14 protein-coding genes are annotated in these 18,451 nt (G+C 34.7%); 9 read left to right on the top strand and 5 right to left on the bottom strand.

Annotated features, from left to right (window positions below; genetic code table 11):
* Positions 1–82 precede the first annotated feature (82 nt).
* The 3 genes from BUC11_RS10575 to BUC11_RS10565 all read left to right on the top strand — a co-directional run bounded on the left by BUC11_RS10575 (position 83) and on the right by BUC11_RS10565 (position 3,573).
* Positions 83–562: a DUF6265 family protein gene (locus BUC11_RS10575; RefSeq protein WP_073353937.1), complete on the top strand. Its 480-nt coding sequence runs from the start codon at positions 83–85 to the stop codon at positions 560–562.
* A gap of 196 nt (positions 563–758) precedes the next feature.
* Positions 759–2,966, top strand: a complete 2,208-nt coding sequence (locus BUC11_RS10570; protein ID WP_073353935.1) for a TonB-dependent siderophore receptor — start codon at positions 759–761, stop codon at positions 2,964–2,966.
* Between the two features lie 58 nt (positions 2,967–3,024).
* Entirely contained in the window at positions 3,025–3,573 is a 549-nt protein-coding gene (locus BUC11_RS10565; protein ID WP_073353934.1) for a PepSY-associated TM helix domain-containing protein, read from the top strand.
* A 65-nt stretch (positions 3,574–3,638) separates the two neighbouring features.
* Here the strand turns inward: BUC11_RS10565 and BUC11_RS10560 are convergent, their stop codons facing one another.
* Positions 3,639–6,272, bottom strand: a complete 2,634-nt coding sequence (locus tag BUC11_RS10560) for a valine--tRNA ligase (RefSeq protein ID WP_073353932.1) — start codon at positions 6,270–6,272, stop codon at positions 3,639–3,641.
* Positions 6,273–6,483: 211 nt separating this feature from the next.
* Here BUC11_RS10560 and BUC11_RS10555 point away from each other — a divergent pair, with 211 nt between their 5' ends.
* Positions 6,484–6,870: a DUF1573 domain-containing protein gene (locus tag BUC11_RS10555; protein WP_073353959.1), complete on the top strand. Its 387-nt coding sequence runs from the start codon at positions 6,484–6,486 to the stop codon at positions 6,868–6,870.
* A gap of 54 nt (positions 6,871–6,924) precedes the next feature.
* Here the strand turns inward: BUC11_RS10555 and BUC11_RS10550 are convergent, their stop codons facing one another.
* A complete protein-coding gene (locus BUC11_RS10550) occupies positions 6,925–8,253 on the bottom strand; it encodes a PDZ domain-containing protein (protein ID WP_073353930.1) in 1,329 nt (442 codons plus the stop codon).
* Between the two features lie 126 nt (positions 8,254–8,379).
* Between BUC11_RS10550 and BUC11_RS10545 the strand changes: the two genes are divergently transcribed.
* The 5 genes from BUC11_RS10545 to lgt all read left to right on the top strand — a co-directional run bounded on the left by BUC11_RS10545 (position 8,380) and on the right by lgt (position 13,482).
* The gene (locus BUC11_RS10545; RefSeq protein WP_073353928.1) at positions 8,380–9,585 is read left to right on the top strand and encodes a pyridoxal phosphate-dependent aminotransferase; all 1,206 of its coding nucleotides are present in this window, start codon (positions 8,380–8,382) and stop codon (positions 9,583–9,585) included.
* A 224-nt stretch (positions 9,586–9,809) separates the two neighbouring features.
* Positions 9,810–10,481, top strand: coding sequence for a GTP cyclohydrolase I FolE (gene folE, locus BUC11_RS10540; RefSeq protein ID WP_073353927.1), 672 nt, complete (start codon positions 9,810–9,812; stop codon positions 10,479–10,481).
* 170 nt (positions 10,482–10,651) lie between these two features.
* Positions 10,652–12,130 (top strand): cysteine--tRNA ligase, encoded by a 1,479-nt coding sequence (cysS, locus tag BUC11_RS10535; RefSeq protein ID WP_073353925.1) that lies wholly within the window; start codon positions 10,652–10,654, stop codon positions 12,128–12,130.
* Between the two features lie 95 nt (positions 12,131–12,225).
* The gene (yidD, locus tag BUC11_RS10530) at positions 12,226–12,465 is read left to right on the top strand and encodes a membrane protein insertion efficiency factor YidD (RefSeq protein WP_073353924.1); all 240 of its coding nucleotides are present in this window, start codon (positions 12,226–12,228) and stop codon (positions 12,463–12,465) included.
* Positions 12,466–12,528: 63 nt separating this feature from the next.
* Positions 12,529–13,482, top strand: coding sequence for a prolipoprotein diacylglyceryl transferase (lgt, locus tag BUC11_RS10525; RefSeq protein WP_073353923.1), 954 nt, complete (start codon positions 12,529–12,531; stop codon positions 13,480–13,482).
* A gap of 59 nt (positions 13,483–13,541) precedes the next feature.
* Here the strand turns inward: lgt and BUC11_RS10520 are convergent, their stop codons facing one another.
* The 3 genes from BUC11_RS10520 to mdh all read right to left on the bottom strand — a co-directional run bounded on the left by BUC11_RS10520 (position 13,542) and on the right by mdh (position 18,427).
* Positions 13,542–14,156: an acyloxyacyl hydrolase gene (locus BUC11_RS10520; RefSeq protein WP_073353921.1), complete on the bottom strand. Its 615-nt coding sequence runs from the start codon at positions 14,154–14,156 to the stop codon at positions 13,542–13,544.
* A 136-nt stretch (positions 14,157–14,292) separates the two neighbouring features.
* Positions 14,293–17,265: a protein translocase subunit SecDF gene (gene secDF, locus BUC11_RS10515; protein WP_073353920.1), complete on the bottom strand. Its 2,973-nt coding sequence runs from the start codon at positions 17,263–17,265 to the stop codon at positions 14,293–14,295.
* 226 nt (positions 17,266–17,491) lie between these two features.
* Positions 17,492–18,427 (bottom strand): malate dehydrogenase, encoded by a 936-nt coding sequence (gene mdh / locus BUC11_RS10510; protein ID WP_073353918.1) that lies wholly within the window; start codon positions 18,425–18,427, stop codon positions 17,492–17,494.
* Positions 18,428–18,451 lie beyond the last annotated feature (24 nt).

The following is an 18,451-nucleotide window of genomic DNA, read 5'->3' as shown; positions in this document are numbered from 1 at the left end:
GGTTACCGATAATATATTCATTACTTTCGATCTTTTTTATAAATTTGTACTGCTGTCACGACGCACTTTAAAAGAAACTATTATGAAAAATACAATAACCTTGGGCTGTTTAATTTTGGTGCTAGCTTCCTGCAAAGAAGATAAGTCACGAACATACGAAAAGATCAATGCCGCAAATTGGCTCCTGGGTAATTGGGAAAACAAGTCTGTTGAAGGAAACCTAACCGAATCTTGGAAAAAAGCAAACGACAGCACTTTTCAAGCAACTTCCTACTTCATAAAAGAAAAAGACACGCTACATTTTGAAACAATTATCTTGGAACAAAAAGGAAAAAAGGTAACCTATTATGCTACGGTGCAAGGGCAAAATGACGGCAAACCGGTTGCGTTTAAATTAAAGACAGCATCCGAGAAAGAATTACTATTCGAAAATCTACAACACGATTACCCTCAAAAAATCAATTATACTTCAATTACTGCAGACAGTTTAGTTGTGAAAATTTCTGGAATGCAACAGGGAAAACCTAGCTCAGAACAGTTTTCGATGAAAAGAATCAAGTAAAAAAACTAATTTTTCGACTTCAAATACAGCCTTACTCCAGAAAAGTAAGGTTTTTTTATGCTCTTAAAATACTGTTTTTCAAAATACTAAATAAAAACTTCAAAGTACTATTCATAATTAATCTAAATAAGTTTTGTTTAATCAAAATCAGAATCTATATTTGCATCGTTATTTTTATTCAATCTAAATAAACAAAATGAAATATAGTTTAACAGTCCCATTTGCATTATTACTTTGTCTTTCTGGACAAGCCCAAGAAACAGCGAACGCCTCAGAAAACCCAACTACTTTAGAAACATTTGATTCTGTTTCCGATACCGTTAGAAATAAAAAAGGAGGTATTCTTAAAGAAGTTATAATCACACCAAATCAACACAAAAAACCAGTCTCTGCGATTCGATCCGGCTTGAAACCAATGGACGTTCCACAAAGCATTCAAATCATAGGAAGCGAGATAATTGAACAACAACAAGCCATTCGCTTAAGTGAGGTTGTAAAAAACATTAATGGTGTGTATGTAGGATCTGCTCGCGGTGGTGCTCAGGAATCCTTTTTTTCACGAGGCTACGATATGTCAGCCAACAATATGTTTAAAAATGGATTTCGTTTTAGCGGTGGTTCGATTCCCGAAGTCTCTTCCTTAGAAAAAGTTGAAGTGCTCAAAGGAAGTGCCGCTCTACTCTACGGAAATGTTGCTCCCGGAGGAATATTAAACATGGTTACTAAAACTCCTTCGTTCAAAAAAGGCGGCGAAATAGCCATGCAAATGGGTAGCTATTCTTTTTACAAACCATCTATTGATATTTATGGTCCATTGAATGCTATTATCGCTTACCGCTTCACGGGTTCCTATGAAAATTCTAAAAGTTTTAGAGATAATGTATCCAAAGAACGATATTATATAAACCCTTCTTTTCTTTTTAAAGTAAGTAATAAAACTGAAATTATACTGCAAGGAGATTACCTAAAGGACGATTGGACACCCGATTTTGGATCAGGAATCATCGGAAAAGAAATCCTGGCGCTACCTAGAAGCACGTATTTAGGGGCCACTTGGTCTACTGGAGAAACCAAACAAGCTACTGTTTCAGGATTAGTAAACCATAATTTCAATAAAGACTGGACATTAAACTTTAATACTTCTTTTCAAAATTTTGATCGAACATCAAAAGGAACAGAACGAATTCAACCCGCAGCCAATGGAGATTGGAAAAGACCATTGGGACAAAATAAAAACCAAGAACAAATTATTGCTGAGCAGTTAAGTATTCAAGGAACGTTCAAAACAGGGCAAGTAAAACATCAATTATTTACAGGTGTTGATTTGGAAAACTCCTTTACAGAAGCCAATACTTTTACCTTTAGCCCTACAACATACGGTAGTGGAAACGTTTTTGATTTCGAGAATTTCGATCAAGGTGGCGCTATACCAAACGCAACAAATACCCGAATTGTAAAAACAGATACGAATCGTTTTGGTATTTATGCCCAAGATTTAATTTCGCTTACCGAAAAATTTAAAGTTTTGACAGGAATTCGTTGGTCATGGCAAGAAGCTCTGGTAGAAACAACGGACTTAGTTAAAAATACAATTACAGAAGGTCAGAAACGTAAAGACCAAGCTTTCACTCCAAAATTGGGACTCGTCTATCAACCGACAAAAGACATGTCCTTGTTTGCCAGCTACGCTAACTCGTTTACACCAAACACCGGAACAACGTTGGATTTAAAGGCGATTAAACCTTCCATTATAGACCAGTACGAAGTGGGAATAAAAAAAGATTTTTGGAGAGGAATACTAAGTACAAATGTTACGGTATACCAAATTACCAATAGCAACTTAGCACAAACAGCCGAATTTAAAGCAGATGGATCAAGCAATACAGATACTTCTCTAAAAGTTCTAAGCGGAGAAACCACTAGTAAAGGCGTAGAATTTGACATTGTTGCAAAACCTATAGAAGGTTTAAATATTATTGCTGGATACAGCTACAATGATATGCGCTACACAAAAACTTCTGGTTTAAAAGGAAGCTTTATAGAAGGAGATCGTTTGGCAAGAACTCCAGCAAACACTGCTAATTTAAGCTTTTTCTACACCTTGCCATCCGGGGTGTTAAAAGGAGTTTCCGTAGGAGCTTTAGGAAATTACATCGGTAAAAGAGTAGGTGGATGGAACAATCAAATAGATGCCTCACTACCAAACGGAATATATGACCGAGAAATTCCTTTGGAAGGTTACACTACAATAGATTTGTCAGCAGGTTACAATTGGAAACAATTCTCCATTTTATGCAGAGTTTCAAATATTGCAAACGTTTTAAATTATACTGTACATGAAAACTACAGTGTAAACCCAATTGCACCGCGTCAAGTAATGACAAGTTTAAAATACAAATTCTAATTAAACCTTTTACCAAATAAATCATCTGATTTATAATTCATTTCACAAAATTCCAACCATGAAAAAAATCAAAGCAAGAAACTTACACCGCGATTTAGGGTACTTTTATATTGGGCTAATCGTTTCTTTTGCCATTTCTGGGCTGATGATGAACCATAGAGATTTTTGGCATCCTGAAAAATACACTACGGAGACAAAAAATATTAAGGTACAATTGCCTTCTGCTAGTGAAATAAACGAAAAATTTGCTGAAGATTTTGGAAAGAAATTAGGGATCGACGACAAGTTCAGACGCCATAATGTGAAAAAAGACGTTTTTAAAATATCTTTCGAAAAACACGATGTTGAAATTGACATGAAAACTGGAAAAGGCGAAATTGTTACCTTCTCTAAAACACCAATCATTAGCCAAACAATGAAATTGCATAAAAGCACATCGAATTTCTGGATTTACTATTCTGATATTTTTGCGATAAGTTTAATCCTCATTGCTCTAACGGGAACCATGATGATCAAAGCTGGAAAATTCAGCTGGAAAAACAGAGGCTGGAAATTGGCTTTAGCCGGAGTTCTATTTCCCTTAATCTTCCTTTTTCTATTGGCTTAAAAAAAATAAGACATAAAAAAATCCCGAATATTTCGGGATTTTCTATTTTCTAAACAAATTTGATTTTATTTCAAACCCGCCAAACTGTGCTCGATAGTTTCAATTTTTGCCAAAGCATCGGCTTCCTTTTGTCTTTCGTTTGCCAATACTTTCTCTGGTGCGCCAGCCACAAATTTCTCATTTGCCAGTTTGTTTTGAACAGACTTTAAGAAACCTTGCGTGTAAATTAGCTCCGCAGTCAATTTAGCAATCTCTGCTTCCACGTCAATATTTCCAGTAATTGGAATAAAATATTCATTCGATTTTACACGGAACGACAGTGCTCCATCTACTTTATCCGAAACATATTCTAACGTAGTGATATTCCCTAATTTGGTTATAACCGAATCAAAATAAGTAGAAGCTTTATCATTGTTTACCACTTTCAACTCGATGGCATCTTTGAACGGAATATTCTTATTTTTACGAATCGTTCTAATTCCGGAGATCACTTCAATTGTATTTTCAAAATCTGTAATTAATCCCGCATTATAAGGTTTTATTTCTGGCCAAGTCGAAACAATTAAGGCTTCCTCTGTTGTTCTTTCTGCCAAAATCTGCCAAATTTCCTCTGTTAAAAAAGGCATGAATGGATGCAATAATTTCATGTTATTTTCGAGCATTTCTATAGCTTTCGCCAAAGTAACGCTGTCAATTGGCTGCTGATAAGCCGGTTTTATCATTTCGAGAAACCAGGAACAGAAATCGTCCCAAACCAATTTGTAGATTGCCATTAAGGCATCAGAAATTCTATATTTTTCGAAATTGTCTTCGATTTCTAGAAGTGTTTGTTGCAATTTGGCTTCGTACCATTCAATCGCCACTTTTGATGCTTCCGGTTGTGAAATAGCATCTGAAACTTCCCAACCTTTTATTAGTTTAAACGCATTCCATATTTTATTAGTAAACGCTTTTCCTTGGTTGCACAACTCTTCATCAAACATAATATCGTTCCCTGCAGAAGCGCTCAAAAGCAATCCCACACGAACTCCATCGGCACCAAATTTTTCAATTAAATCTAAAGGATCCGGAGAATTTCCTAGTGATTTAGACATTTTACGTCTTTGTTTATCCCGAACCAATCCAGTCAAATACACATTTGTAAATGGTTTTTTTCCGGTGTATTCATATCCTGCAATTATCATTCTGGCTACCCAAAAGAATAAAATATCTGGACCGGTAACTAAATCATTCGTAGGATAATAGTATTTAAAATCTTCACTCTCTGGATCCATAATTCCCCCAAAAACAGACATTGGCCACAGCCAAGAAGAAAACCAAGTATCTAAGGCATCAACATCTTGTCTTAAATCTTTTGTTTCAAGTTTCAGGTTTAAAGTTTTCTCTCTCGCTAGCTTTAAGGCTTCCTCAATATTCTCGGCAACCACAAAATCTTCTTTTCCATCTCCGTAGAAATACGCAGGAATTTGTTGTCCCCACCACAATTGGCGGGAAATATTCCAGTCGCGAATGTTATTCAACCAGTGGGCATAGGTATTATTAAAACGAGCAGGATGCAATTTGATTTCACCATCTTCTAATACCGATTTAATTGCCGGTTTTACCAAATCTTCCATTTTCAAGAACCATTGGTCAGACAAACGTGGCTCGATAACCGCTTTGGTTCTTTCCGAAGTTCCCACTTTGTTCAGGTGAATTTCTGTTTTTGCTAAAGCTCCAATCGTTTCTAATTCTTTGGCAATTGCCTCCCGAACTACAAAACGATCTTTTCCTTGATAATGCAATCCAAAACTATTTAAAGTAGCGTCCTCATTAAAAATATCAATAATCTCCAAATTGTGCTTTTCTCCCAATGCTTTGTCATTGATATCGTGCGCCGGAGTTACTTTCAAACATCCTGTTCCAAATTCAATATCAACATATTCATCTTCGATAATTGGAATTACTCTTCCGCAAATAGGCACAATCGCTTTTTTCCCTTTCAAATGTGTAAAACGTTCGTCATTTGGATTAATACAAATCGCAGTATCACCAAAAATAGTTTCCGGACGCGTTGTTGCAATCGTGAGGAAGTCTTCACTTCCTTCTATTTTATATTTTAAGAAATATAATTTCCCTTGTTGTTCTTCATAAATTACTTCTTCGTCTGACAAAGTTGTTTTCGCTTCAGGATCCCAATTTACCATACGGTATCCGCGATAAATCAACCCTTTATTGTATAAATTTACAAAAGATTTAATTACAGATGCCGACATATCTGGATCCATTGTAAATTTGGTTCTTTCCCAATCGCAAGAGGCGCCTAGTTTTTTTAATTGGTCCAGAATTACACCACCATATTTATCCGTCCACTCCCAAGCATGAGCTAAGAACTCTTCGCGGGTCAAATCATTTTTATTAATTCCTTCGGCTTTTAATTTGGCTACCACTTTAGCTTCAGTCGCAATCGAAGCATGATCGGTTCCTGGAACCCAACAAGCGTTAAATCCTTTCAATCGCGCTCTTCTTATTAAGACATCCTGAATAGTGTTATTTAACATGTGTCCCATGTGCAAAACCCCAGTCACATTTGGAGGTGGAATCACAATGGTGTAGGGTGTTCTATGATCTGGTTTTGAATGAAAATAATTATTTTTCATCCAGTAGTCATACCACTTATTTTCAATAGTTTGAGCGTCAAATTGTGCAGGAATTGTCATTTTATTTTGGATTTGAAGATAGGCTAACTAAGTTCATCGATTCAATACGGAATCGACTCTACAGCTTGCTGTAAATCTTTGGTCTGATATTTGCAATTGATATTGAGAACAAAAGTAAATAATTAAGTACACTATAAAAAGAGAAATAAATATTTGTGCGTTAATTAAAACGAAGTATATTTACTTTAATGATTAAAAAATAAAAATGAAAATGAAAAAAACTATAATTCTATTCGCATTCGCATTGATCAGTAGTACCGGTTTTGCTCAAAACGGACCTAAAATCGTATTTTCTGCTAAGGACAATACCATAGATTATGGACGGGTTACTAAGAATGAAGATGGCAGTCGCGATTTCACCTTTACCAATACCGGTAATGCGCCACTAATAATCACTAACGTACTATCAACGTGTGGTTGTACCGTTCCTACAAAACCAAATGAACCAATCATGCCAGGGAAAACAGGCAAAATTACAGTGAAATACAACATGGCTCCAGGACCTATCCGAAAAACAATAACTGTGGAATCGAATGCAGTAAATTATGAAGGCGGAAGAGTCGCTCTGAAAATTAAAGGAGAAGTAATTTCCAATTAATACATTATTTATCAAACTAAAGTGCTTCTGAACTATTTTTCAGAAGCATTTTTTTTACAAAATATCATCTAGTTGAAAACTGAACTTCAAAATTTGTTTTTGACGTTCTACTTCTAAAGTAATCCACTTCTGGTCTATCGATTTAAAAAGGGTATTAATTTCTTGCAACGTGTACTTGTAAGGAACGATAGTATTAATGCTAATAATTAAATCCCCTTTTTGTAACCCTGCTATAGCGGCTGGAGAATTTTTCCTAACATTAGCAATTTCAAAAATAGGCTTTAGTTTAAATTTATATTTAAATTCCGTCTTTGGAGTTGTGCCTCCAGACTCGCCATATTTACTAGCTAACGGAACCGTTTCCATTGGCACAGTTTCCTGAACCCATTGCAAACCATTGTGTTGAATCTCTATCCCACTTTTATTATAACTAAAAGGAGTTGAAAATTCACTGTTCTTTTTCAAATGCAATCTTTGGTTTTGATAATCAAAAACCACATCAAATCTTTTCATGATTTCGCCACCTACAGATCCCATTCGATCAGGCACCATCGTAACATTTCTAATCGAAACAGAGTCTGGAAAAGCCGCAACTGGTGCACTAAATTCAAAATCAGCCATCTTAAATTTTTGAAGTCGCCCTCTTTTACCTTCAACGTCCCCGCTAAATCCCCTTCCTAAAAAATCATCAAAATTTTTCACGGGAACTTTTATAAAAGCAGAACGATCTTGAAACAACCAAACAGCATCACTGTTACCAATATCAATCAACAACTTTACCGCAACTTCATGATTATCTAGCGTAACGGTGCTATTTACATAAGGCTTGAATTTTTCGATAGTGATGGGAATCGTGCTGAATTTCTTTTCAAATTTGGTGCGGTTTCTTTCATTGTTTTGGTGAACAACAATCCTTTTTTTGCGGTAATTCACTTCGACTAAATTATTTCGGAAAAACTGATAACCAATAATCCCGTTCACAGGAATCCCAATATGAGAAGATAAATTAAACTCAGGATCCAAGACAATATAAAGCATGTGATTCTTAATCATTAAATCACTAAATTCTAAAGTATTATTCGTAGACTTTAATCCTTCAACAGCGGCTTGATTTCCTAGACCTTTTAGTAATACCTTTTCAGCATTAAAAAAACGGACTTCTTTTTTTTCTTCTAAACTAAACAATATAGTCTCAGCCACTCCTGTATCTAACAAAAAATTTAGTTCTATTCCATTGACTTTTATAGGCACAAAAACTAAATTATTAATCAATTTAAAAGGTACGCTGGTTTTATTTACCCCTTTTTCGAACTGAAATCCTTCTTGTGCAAAAACAGACACAACGTACAGATAGGTAAATAGTAAAAATAGTACTTTTTTCATTTGAATAATTTACATAAAAATACTAAATTATTTCGATCAAAAATGCAGATTTAACACTATATACGTCTATTGATTGTAATAAATTCGAAAAAAAAATCGCAAATTTGCAATTCAACAATTAAGACTATGCCAAAAATATCAAACAAAGGCAAACAAATGCCTGAATCACCAATACGAAAATTGGTTCCATACTCTGAAATAGCTAAGAAAAAAGGACATAAAGTATATCATTTGAACATTGGTCAACCCGATATAAAAACACCGGAAGTTGCTATGAATGCGGTTAAAAACATTGACTTAACCATTCTGGAATACAGCCACTCTGCAGGAAACGAAAGTTACAGAAAAAAACTAGCCAACTACTACACAAATCAAGGTATTTCCGTAAATATTGAAGACATCATTATCACAACAGGCGGATCTGAAGCGTTAATGTTTGCCATGGGAAGCACGATGGATCAAGGTGATGAAATTATTATTCCAGAACCCTTTTATGCGAATTATAACGGATTTTCAACGGCGTCTGGCGTGAACGTTATTCCTGTTATCTCAACTATCGAAACGGGTTTTGCACTTCCAGCTGTGGCCGATTTTGAAAAACTGATTACTCCAAAAACAAAAGCTATTCTTATTTGTAATCCAGGAAATCCTACTGGATATTTATATTCCAAAGAAGAAATCATGCAGCTAGCAGCTCTAGTTAAAAAACATGATTTATTCTTGATATCTGATGAAGTGTATCGCGAATTCACTTATGATGGTGACATACATTATTCTGTTATGAGCGTTCCTGGACTTGAAGAACACGCCATTATGATTGATTCGGTTTCAAAAAGATACAGCATGTGTGGTGCGAGAATAGGGTGTATTGTTTCTAAAAATAAGGAAGTGATGACTACCGCGATGAAATTTGCACAAGCAAGATTGAGTCCTCCTACTATTGAACAAATTGCAAGTGAAGCAGCACTGGACACGCCGCAAAGTTATTTTGACGAAGTAATTTCAGAATATAGAGAACGAAGAGATACTTTAATTGAAGAATTAAACAAAATAGATGGTGTAATTGTAAGCAAACCTAAAGGTGCTTTTTATTGCATTGCGCAATTGCCAGTGAACAACGCCGACGCTTTCGCTCAATGGCTTTTAGAAAGTTATGACTTAGATGGCGAAACCGTAATGGTTGCACCAGCAGCAGGTTTTTACTCTACACCAGGAATGGGATTGAATCAGGTTCGAATTGCATACGTTTTAAAGAAAGATGACCTGATCAGTGCAGTTCGCATTTTAAAAGCAGCAATTCCAGTTTACAATGCAACACAAACTCAAGCATAAGTAACTAAATTCTTCAGATTTAAAACTGGACTCAACCGGATTTACTATAAAAAAGGCAATAGCGAACTCGTTATTGCCTTTCTTTTTAGGCCTAAAAAAGAAACAAAAACACCTTGAAGAAGCGATAAAGTGCGTTTAAATAGTAGGAGCGATAGAAATTCTTTAATTTTTATTATTTATCTTTACCCCTTAAATAATTACACCCACTATAATAGTTGCTTTTAATGATAAATAAAGAAGAATTTCAAGACGAAATAGGAGACAATCATATTAGTTTATCCGCAAAGAATCCAATAAGAGATGATGCCTTCACCATTTCTGATGATGATAAAATCGAAAAAATAAAAAAAGACGTTGAGAACATCCTACTTACACTAGGCATGGACTTGACCGATGATAGTTTAAAAGGCACACCCAATCGTGTGGCTAAAATGTTTGTAAAAGAAATTTTTGGAGGTTTGAATCCTGCAAAAAAACCAAAAGCATCCACTTTTGACAACAATTACAAATATGGTGAAATGTTAGTCGAGAAAAACATCATAGTCTATTCTACTTGTGAACACCATTTATTACCCATTATAGGAAGAGCTCACGTAGGTTATATTTCTAACGGAAGAGTTATTGGTTTATCTAAAATGAACCGCATCGTAGAATATTATGCCAAAAGACCGCAGGTGCAAGAACGCTTAACGATGCAAATTGTACAAGAATTACAAATTGCTTTAGGTACAGAAGATGTTGCTTGTGTGATAGATGCTAAACACCTTTGTGTTAATTCTAGAGGAATCAGTGATATCGAAAGTAGCACGGTAACATCCGAGTTTGGCGGAAAATTTAAAGATAGCGTTACTCGCAGAGAATTCTTAGATTATATCAAACTAGAAACAAAGTTCTAAATCTTATTCACCCGCAGTGCGGCATGGAATAAAATGGATATTAAACAATAAAATTATTTTAATGCAGAAATGCCCTAGCCCTGATTGAAGTGAAAATCCTTTTTATTCGCCCTTGCGAATAAAAAGATTGAAGCGGAAAGCAGGAAGCAGCTCCAAAAAAAACAATTGAAATGCCTTTATACAAGAGTCAGACTTTAAAAATATACAATTCACTTTCAGGAGAGAAAGAAACATTTACACCTATTCATGAAGGAAATGTGGGAATGTATGTTTGCGGACCAACTGTTTACAGCAATGTGCATCTTGGAAATGTGAGAACATTCATGTCTTTTGACGTAATTTTTAGGTATTTTTTGCATTTGGATTACAAGGTTCGCTACGTTCGTAATATTACTGATGTAGGACATATTGTGGATGATGTAGATGAAGGTGAAGATAAAATTGCAAAAAAAGCACGCTTGGAACAACTAGAACCCATGGAAGTGGTGCAACGTTATACCGTAGATTTTCACGATATTTTGAATGCTTTCAACTTTTTACCTCCTAGTATTGAACCAACAGCAACGGGTCATATTATTGAACAGATTGAAATTATCAAGACCATTATTGATAAAGGAATAGGTTACGAAGCCAATGGATCAGTTTATTTTGATGTAGTTAAATTCAATAAAACAAATCATTACGGGCGATTAAGTGGGCGGAATATCGAGGATATGCTAACCAATACTAGAGATTTAGACGGTCAAACTGATAAAAGAAATCCGCAGGATTTTGCGCTTTGGAAAAAAGCAGAAATACAGCACATCATGCGCTGGCCGTCGCCATGGAGTGATGGATTTCCGGGTTGGCACTTAGAATGTACCGCGATGAGTACGAAATACCTGGGCAATCATTTTGATATTCACGGTGGTGGAATGGACTTAAAATTCCCGCATCATGAATGTGAAATTGCTCAAAATGAGGCGTGCACCGGTCAAACTCCTGTTAATTATTGGTTACATGCCAATATGTTAACTTTGAACGGTAAAAAAATGGCTAAATCTACCGGGAATAATATTTTACCACGAGAAATATTAACAGGAGAAAATACTATTTTAAGTAAAGCTTTCTCAGCATCTGTAGCCCGATTTTTTATGCTGCAAGCGCATTACCGCAGTATTCTTGACTTTTCAGATGACGCGATTGTTGCTTCTGAAAAAGGATATAAGCGATTGATGGAAGCAATGAATTCGTTAAAAGAGATCACTGTCGCTGCAAAAAGCACTCTTAATATTCCAGCATGGAAGCAATTGTGTTATGATGCAATGAATGATGATTTTAATACACCTATCCTAATAGCACAGCTCTTTGAAGGCGTTCGCTTTATCAATTTGCTAAAAGAGGAGAAAGAGAGTTTGAATGCAGCTGACTTAGATTGTTTTGCAAAAACGATGAATGCATTTGTTTTTGATGTGTTAGGACTAGAAGACGAAAAAATTTCTGATAGCACTAACGATAAATTACAAGGAACGGTAAACATGTTAATCGAAATGAGAAAACAGGCTAGAGAAAACAAGAATTTTGCTTTGTCTGATCAAATTAGAGACCAATTGATCACATTAGGAATCCAACTTAAAGATGGCAAAGAAGGTACTACTTTCTCGATTTAATGTCACTCTAGTTCTGATGTTCTGTAACTCTATTAAGCAACGAGTGTAAAAAAGGATAAACGTTATGATACCTTTGATAATTCCCAAGTGAAACTATGAAAATAACTGCACCATTTATCATTTTAGTTCGGTTTTATCAAGTAGCGATTTCACCGTTCACACCTTCAGCTTGTCGATTTGAGCCCACTTGCTCCTCTTACATGATTGAAGCGCTGCAAACTCATGGGTTATTTTATGGAGGATATCTGGGAACAAAACGAATTTTAAGTTGTCATCCTTGGGGAAAAACAGGATATGATCCCGTGCCTAAAAAATCTTGCCTTCATAAACATTAGTTTTTATAGTACAAATTTTACTTTTAATCTTTATTTTTACCTAAAATAACAAAATTACAATACATGACACATGCTTTAAACATTGTTTGGAACCCATCAGAAGGAATCGATTTAGGCTTTTTTATAATTAGGTATTACAGTTTAATGTTTGTCATTGCTTTTGGATTAGGCTGGTATATCATGAAAAATATTTTCGATCGCGAAGGCGAATCGATAGAAAAATTAGACTCTTTATTTATCTGGACTGTATTGGCGACTTTGATTGGTGCTCGTTTAGGACATGTTTTCTTTTACGATTGGGAGTATTACCGCAATCACCTACTGGAGATATTCTTACCCATAAGAGAAAATCCAAACGAAGCTCTATTTAGCATTATTAAAGGTTGGGAATTTACTGGTTTTCAAGGATTAGCAAGTCACGGAGCTGCAATTTCTATCATTATTGCTATGTACTTCTACAGTAAAAATATATTAAAAAAACCGCAGTTATGGATTTTAGATCGCGTGGTTATTCCTGTTGCAAGTGGTGCTATTTTCGTCAGATTGGGTAACTTTTTCAATTCGGAAATCATAGGTCATGAAACAACTTCGCCATTTGGAATAAAATTCATAAAAGATCACTTTAGTCCGATGGATGCTGTCAATGCAACTCAAATTCCTAATCCTAAAGAAGCTTACACCGCCATTGCAACAGACCCTAAATTTGCTGTTTTGTTAGAACAAGTGCCGGTTAGACATCCTACGCAATTGTACGAAGCATTTTGTTATATTTTTGTATTTGCAGTCTTATTTTTCTTGTATTGGAAAACTGAAAAAAGAAAATATACAGGATTTATTTTCGGAATGTTTCTAGTGTTGTTGTTTACGGTTCGTTTTATCGTAGAATCCGTTAAGGAAAGCCAAGGCGGTTTTGAAAGTGCTCTCGGTTTGTTTTCAACAGGACAATGGCTAAGTATTCCTTTTGTACTTATAGGATTGTATTTTATATTTACTGCTGAAAGAGAAATTACGAATTAAAAAAAATAATTTGAATGCAAAGAAAAGCGTTATCTGGATCAAAACAGGTAACGCTTTTTTTATAATGCAAACAATAATCCAAAGTCAATATTTTTAGTAGTGTAACCCGAATTCTTTTTTTGTAGCCCGGCGTTAGATACGTGCCGGATACTTGGCCTTAGATCAATGGTTATTCGATACATTTTAAAAGTAACTCCTAAAGCAATAACGTCAGCAAAGGCAAAACCTTTAGATAATCCCTCCGTTTCTGTATCGGTAATCATTGGTCCCACACTACCCAAAGCATAGAGACTAGCTTGATTAGAAAGTGGTTTCCTGACTAGAAATCCTAAATTCAAGACATACTCTTTGATATCCTTTAACTTTGTGTATCGTTCTCGTTTTTCTATGTAATCCGGTTCGTCCGGTTCAATAAAATACAAATTTAAGAGTTGGTGCGTTGCAAAATTAAGTTCTGGCTGGATAAGTATTTGATAGCTGACTTTTTTTGTTTCTTTTACTTCAAAATAAAATTGCAACTTATAATAGTGATTTGTATAAGAGTAATTTTTATTTTCAAATTCAGTACCTAATCCATAAGCAAAACCCACTTGGACGACCCTATTTTTGACTTGAGCAAAAGACAGCATCGAAAGACAACAAATAAACAAAATAAAAAAAACACTTCTAAACATAACTATTAATTTAAAAACAGACTATTACTTTTGAAACTCTTTGTTAAATTACTAAAAAAAAGTATTGGAATTCAGGTAAAAAAAAAGAGATTCAACTTTCGCTGAATCTCTTTTTGTAAAATTATATAAAAGCATTTTAGCTTTCTTGATGCGCTTTTTCTACTTTTCTTTTATCTTCTTTTGAAATTGTATCAACCAATACTGGCGTAGCAATAAACAGTGAAGAATAGGTTCCAACTATAATACCAACCAACATTGCAAAGATAAATCCTCTAATAGATTCTCCACCAAAAACGAACATGATTAATAAAACGACAATCATCGTTAATGATGTATTGATTGTTCTAGACATCGTTGTATTAATAGATTGATTTACAATTTCAGCAAAAGTACCTTTAGTTTTTCCAGCTAAATATTCACGAACCCTATCAAATACAATAACTGTATCATTCATAGAATATCCAATAACCGTTAAGATTGCAGCGATAAAATGCTGATCGATCTCCATACCAAAAGGCATGAATTTATAACACAAAGAGTAGATTCCTAATACAAAAATAACATCGTGTGCAACTGCAGCAATCGCACCTAAACTATATTGCCATTTTCTATAACTGATCATCAAGTATAAGAAAACAATTGCCATTGCTCCAAGTACTGCCCAGTAAGCGTTAGTTTTAATATCTTCCGCTACTGTTGGCCCCACTTTAGAAGCTTGTAGAATCCCCACTTTTTTACCTTCATACGCATTTACAAATTTATCATATGTAATGTCTGCTGAATAATGCTTTTTCAAGGTGCTAAACAACAATTTATTCACCTCTTCATCAGCTTTAATTCCTGGCTCTTGCACTTTATATTTCGTTGTAATTTTCAATTGGTTAGTATTACCAAATACTTTTACTTCGGCACTACCTTCAAAAACTTGTGCTAATTCTGCTTTCACAGTTTCTGTCTCTATTGGTTTTTCGAAACGCACTTGGAATGTTCTTCCTCCTACAAAATCAACTCCTTGATCTAGACCATTTGTTGCTAAAGAAACAACGCTTATGATAACCACTATACTAGAGAACAAATACGTCCATTTTTTCATCCCTAAGAAATCAAAATGAAAGTTGTTAAACATATTCTTAGAGAAGTTAGTAACAAACGTCAAATTATTCTTTTTGCTAATGTTCCAATCTATAAAGATTCGCGCAATAAAAATAGAAGTAAATAATGAAGTTATAATACCAATCAATAATGTTGTAGCAAAACCTTTAATTGGTCCTGAACCAAAAATGAATAATACAGCACCTGTTAATATGTGAGTAACATTCGCATCAGTAATAGAAGACATTGCACCTCTCCAGCTATACGAAGTTTTAACAGCTTCTTCTAGCGTTTTACCGGCTCTCAATTCTTCTTTTGCTCTTTCATAGATAATGATATTTGCATCTACCGCCGTACCCATTGTCAAAACGATACCGGCAATACCAGGCAAAGTAAGAACAGCTCCAAGACTTGCTAAAATTCCAAATAAGAATAGTAAATTTATGGCTAGTGCAATATTAGCATACCAACCCGCTTTACCATAATAGATCATCATCCAAAGGGATACAATAAGTAAACCAATAATTGCTGAATTAGTACCATTATCAATTGCTTCTTGGCCTAAGGATGGCCCTACAACTTCTGACTGAACAATATCGGCAGTAGCTGGCAATTTACCTGCTCTTAAAACATTAGCTAAATCTTTAGTTTGTGTTACATCAAAAGCTCCTGAAATTTCAGACCTACCACCTGAAATTGGACCACTAGAAACACCTGGTGCAGAATAAACCACATCATCAAGAACAATAGCGATATTGCTTTTTTGAGTATACGCTCTACCTGTTAATTCTTCCCAAGATTTTGCCCCTTGACCATTCATTTGCATAGAAACTGCTGGCTTACCTGATTGATCAAAAGTATCTTTTGCATCAGTAATAACACCACCAGCCATCGCAGGTACATTATCTCTATTTCCTTTTAAAGCATATAATTCTAAAACTTCAACATCTTTAGCTTTAGCATCTTTAATAGTAGTTGGTATACCCCAAACAAATTTGGCATAACGTTGCTCAGCTGGCAAAAGAATTCGGATATCAGCTCTTTTCAAGTAACCATTAATTGTTGCCGTATCTTTTGGAGAGAAAAGCCCTAAAACTGGACCTCCACCTTGACCAACAATTTTATCAAATAAAGGATTTTCCCCTTTTTTTGCAGTTGTAGAATCTTTCGAATCTGTAAGTAAAGCACTTAAAGAATCCTTTACCACTGGTTTAACCTCAGTAGTTTTGATTTCTGTTTTCTTCAATGACTCATTAGCCGCCATTAAGAAATTACCAATTTCTTCGATTTTGTATGTTTCCCAAAACTGCAATTGAGCAGTGCTTGATAATAATTTCTTAGCACGATCTACATCTTTTGCACCCGGAAGTTCAACAAGAATTTGACCTGAATTTCCTAATTTTTGAATATTAGGCTGTGTTACACCAAATTGATCGATACGTTTTCTTAAAACGCCAAAAGCACTTTCTACCGATTCATCAACTTTTCTTTTGATAATTTTTTGAACCTCTGAGTCGGTCATTTGAAAATCAACACCACCTTCACCTTGTAAACTTCTGTTTGCAAAAATATCTGGAGATGCTAATTTTACAGTTCCTTTTGAATTAGCTTCAAAAGCATCAAAAAACTTGTCTAGATATGGTTTATTCCCTTGCAAATCAGCAGTTGCATCAGCCAAAGACTTATTAAAAACTGGATTTTTAGAATTATTCGATAATCCTTTTAGAATATCCTTTACAGAAATTTGAAGGATAACATTAATCCCTCCTTCTAAATCTAGCCCTTTATTGATTTGTTTATCACTTACTTCATTGAAAGTAAAATTGGTAAACCCAAGGTTAAATACTTTTTCTTTACCGATAGAATCTAAATATTTTACTTCTTTGTCAGCATTCCCATTAGCAAAAGATTTTGCATCGTTTTTTACTTTGCTTGCAACAAAAGTGAAAGAAAGTTGGTAAATACTTACCAATGCAAATAGAATTGCGAAAAATTTAATAAGTCCTTTATTCTGCATTATTACTAAAAATTAATTATTTTTTATTTATTTATTTTTGCTTTAAACCTTATATAATAACACTTTACATTCATTTTTAACATTAAAAAAGAATATTTCGGGCTACCTCATTTTTTTTAAACCGAGCAAATATATAATTAACGTTAAGATTAACCAATTTATTTATAGATTAATCTCAAGAAAAAGACTGCAATGATGCAGTCTTCTCTTTTTTATATGTAAATTTTTATACCAAAATCGATTTTAAAGCGTCATTCATTTGTCTGACAGCATCTGCACTTTTAGCAAATAAGGCTTTTTCAGCATCATTTAGTTTAATATCAAGAATTTCTTCCACTCCATTTTTACCAATAATACATGGAACACCAATACAGATATCATTTTGGCCATATTCTCCTTCAACGAAAACAGAACATGCAATCATTTTCTTTTGGTCATTCAAAATACTATCTACTAAGAAAGCAACGGAAGCTCCAGGAGCATACCAAGCCGATGTTCCAAGAAGTCCTGTAAGTGTAGCTCCACCAACCATAGTATCTGCAGCTACTTTTTGCAATTCTTCTTCCGATAAAAATTGAGAAACTGGGATTCCGTTATAAGAAGCCAGTCTTGTCAAAGGAATCATAGTTGTATCACCATGTCCACCAATAACCATAGCTGAAATATCATTAGCCGGTTTGTCTAAAGCCAAAGACAAATACGTTCTAAAACGAGAACTGTCTAACGCTCCACCCATACCAATAATTCTGTTTTTTGGCAATCCCGTAGATTTCAATGCCAAGTAGGTCATCGTGTCCATTGGATTAGAAACTACTACTATAATAGTATCCGGTGAATGTTTTAAAACATTCTCAGCAACCGTTTTCACGATTCCTGCATTGATTCCTATTAATTCTTCACGAGTCATTCCTGGTTTTCTTGGAATTCCTGATGTAATCACGACTACATCACTTCCTGCTGTTTTAGAATAATCATTAGTAACGCCTGATACTTTGGTATTAAAACCTGTATTAGTAGCGCATTGCATGATATCTAATGCTTTACCTTCAGCAAAACCTTCTCTAATATCCAATAATACTACTTCACTGGCAATTCCTCTATAAGAAATCACATCCGCACATGTCGCTCCTACATTTCCTGCTCCTACAATGGTAACTTTCATATTTTAAAGTTTATTCGGTTAATT

Origin of the sequence: Flavobacterium xanthum (assembly GCF_900142695.1) — a bacterium.
In the GTDB taxonomy this organism is placed as follows: domain Bacteria; phylum Bacteroidota; class Bacteroidia; order Flavobacteriales; family Flavobacteriaceae; genus Flavobacterium; species Flavobacterium xanthum.
The sequence above is the reverse complement of the archived record's forward strand: the minus strand, read 5'-3'. Positions and strand labels throughout refer to the sequence as shown.

What these genes read in the sequence shown, in the direction of transcription:
- BUC11_RS10575 (WP_073353937.1), top strand. Translation starts at nt 83, where the DNA reads ATGAAAAATACAATAACCTTGGGCTGTTTAATTTTGGTGCTAGCTTCC.
- BUC11_RS10570 (WP_073353935.1), top strand. Translation starts at nt 759, where the DNA reads ATGAAATATAGTTTAACAGTCCCATTTGCATTATTACTTTGTCTTTCT.
- BUC11_RS10565 (WP_073353934.1), top strand. Translation starts at nt 3,025, where the DNA reads ATGAAAAAAATCAAAGCAAGAAACTTACACCGCGATTTAGGGTACTTT.
- BUC11_RS10560 (WP_073353932.1), bottom strand. Translation starts at nt 6,272, where the DNA reads ATGACAATTCCTGCACAATTTGACGCTCAAACTATTGAAAATAAGTGG.
- BUC11_RS10555 (WP_073353959.1), top strand. Translation starts at nt 6,484, where the DNA reads ATGAAAAAAACTATAATTCTATTCGCATTCGCATTGATCAGTAGTACC.
- BUC11_RS10550 (WP_073353930.1), bottom strand. Translation starts at nt 8,253, where the DNA reads ATGAAAAAAGTACTATTTTTACTATTTACCTATCTGTACGTTGTGTCT.
- BUC11_RS10545 (WP_073353928.1), top strand. Translation starts at nt 8,380, where the DNA reads ATGCCAAAAATATCAAACAAAGGCAAACAAATGCCTGAATCACCAATA.
- folE (WP_073353927.1), top strand. Translation starts at nt 9,810, where the DNA reads ATGATAAATAAAGAAGAATTTCAAGACGAAATAGGAGACAATCATATT.
- cysS (WP_073353925.1), top strand. Translation starts at nt 10,652, where the DNA reads ATGCCTTTATACAAGAGTCAGACTTTAAAAATATACAATTCACTTTCA.
- yidD (WP_073353924.1), top strand. Translation starts at nt 12,226, where the DNA reads ATGAAAATAACTGCACCATTTATCATTTTAGTTCGGTTTTATCAAGTA.
- lgt (WP_073353923.1), top strand. Translation starts at nt 12,529, where the DNA reads ATGACACATGCTTTAAACATTGTTTGGAACCCATCAGAAGGAATCGAT.
- BUC11_RS10520 (WP_073353921.1), bottom strand. Translation starts at nt 14,156, where the DNA reads ATGTTTAGAAGTGTTTTTTTTATTTTGTTTATTTGTTGTCTTTCGATG.
- secDF (WP_073353920.1), bottom strand. Translation starts at nt 17,265, where the DNA reads ATGCAGAATAAAGGACTTATTAAATTTTTCGCAATTCTATTTGCATTG.
- mdh (WP_073353918.1), bottom strand. Translation starts at nt 18,427, where the DNA reads ATGAAAGTTACCATTGTAGGAGCAGGAAATGTAGGAGCGACATGTGCG.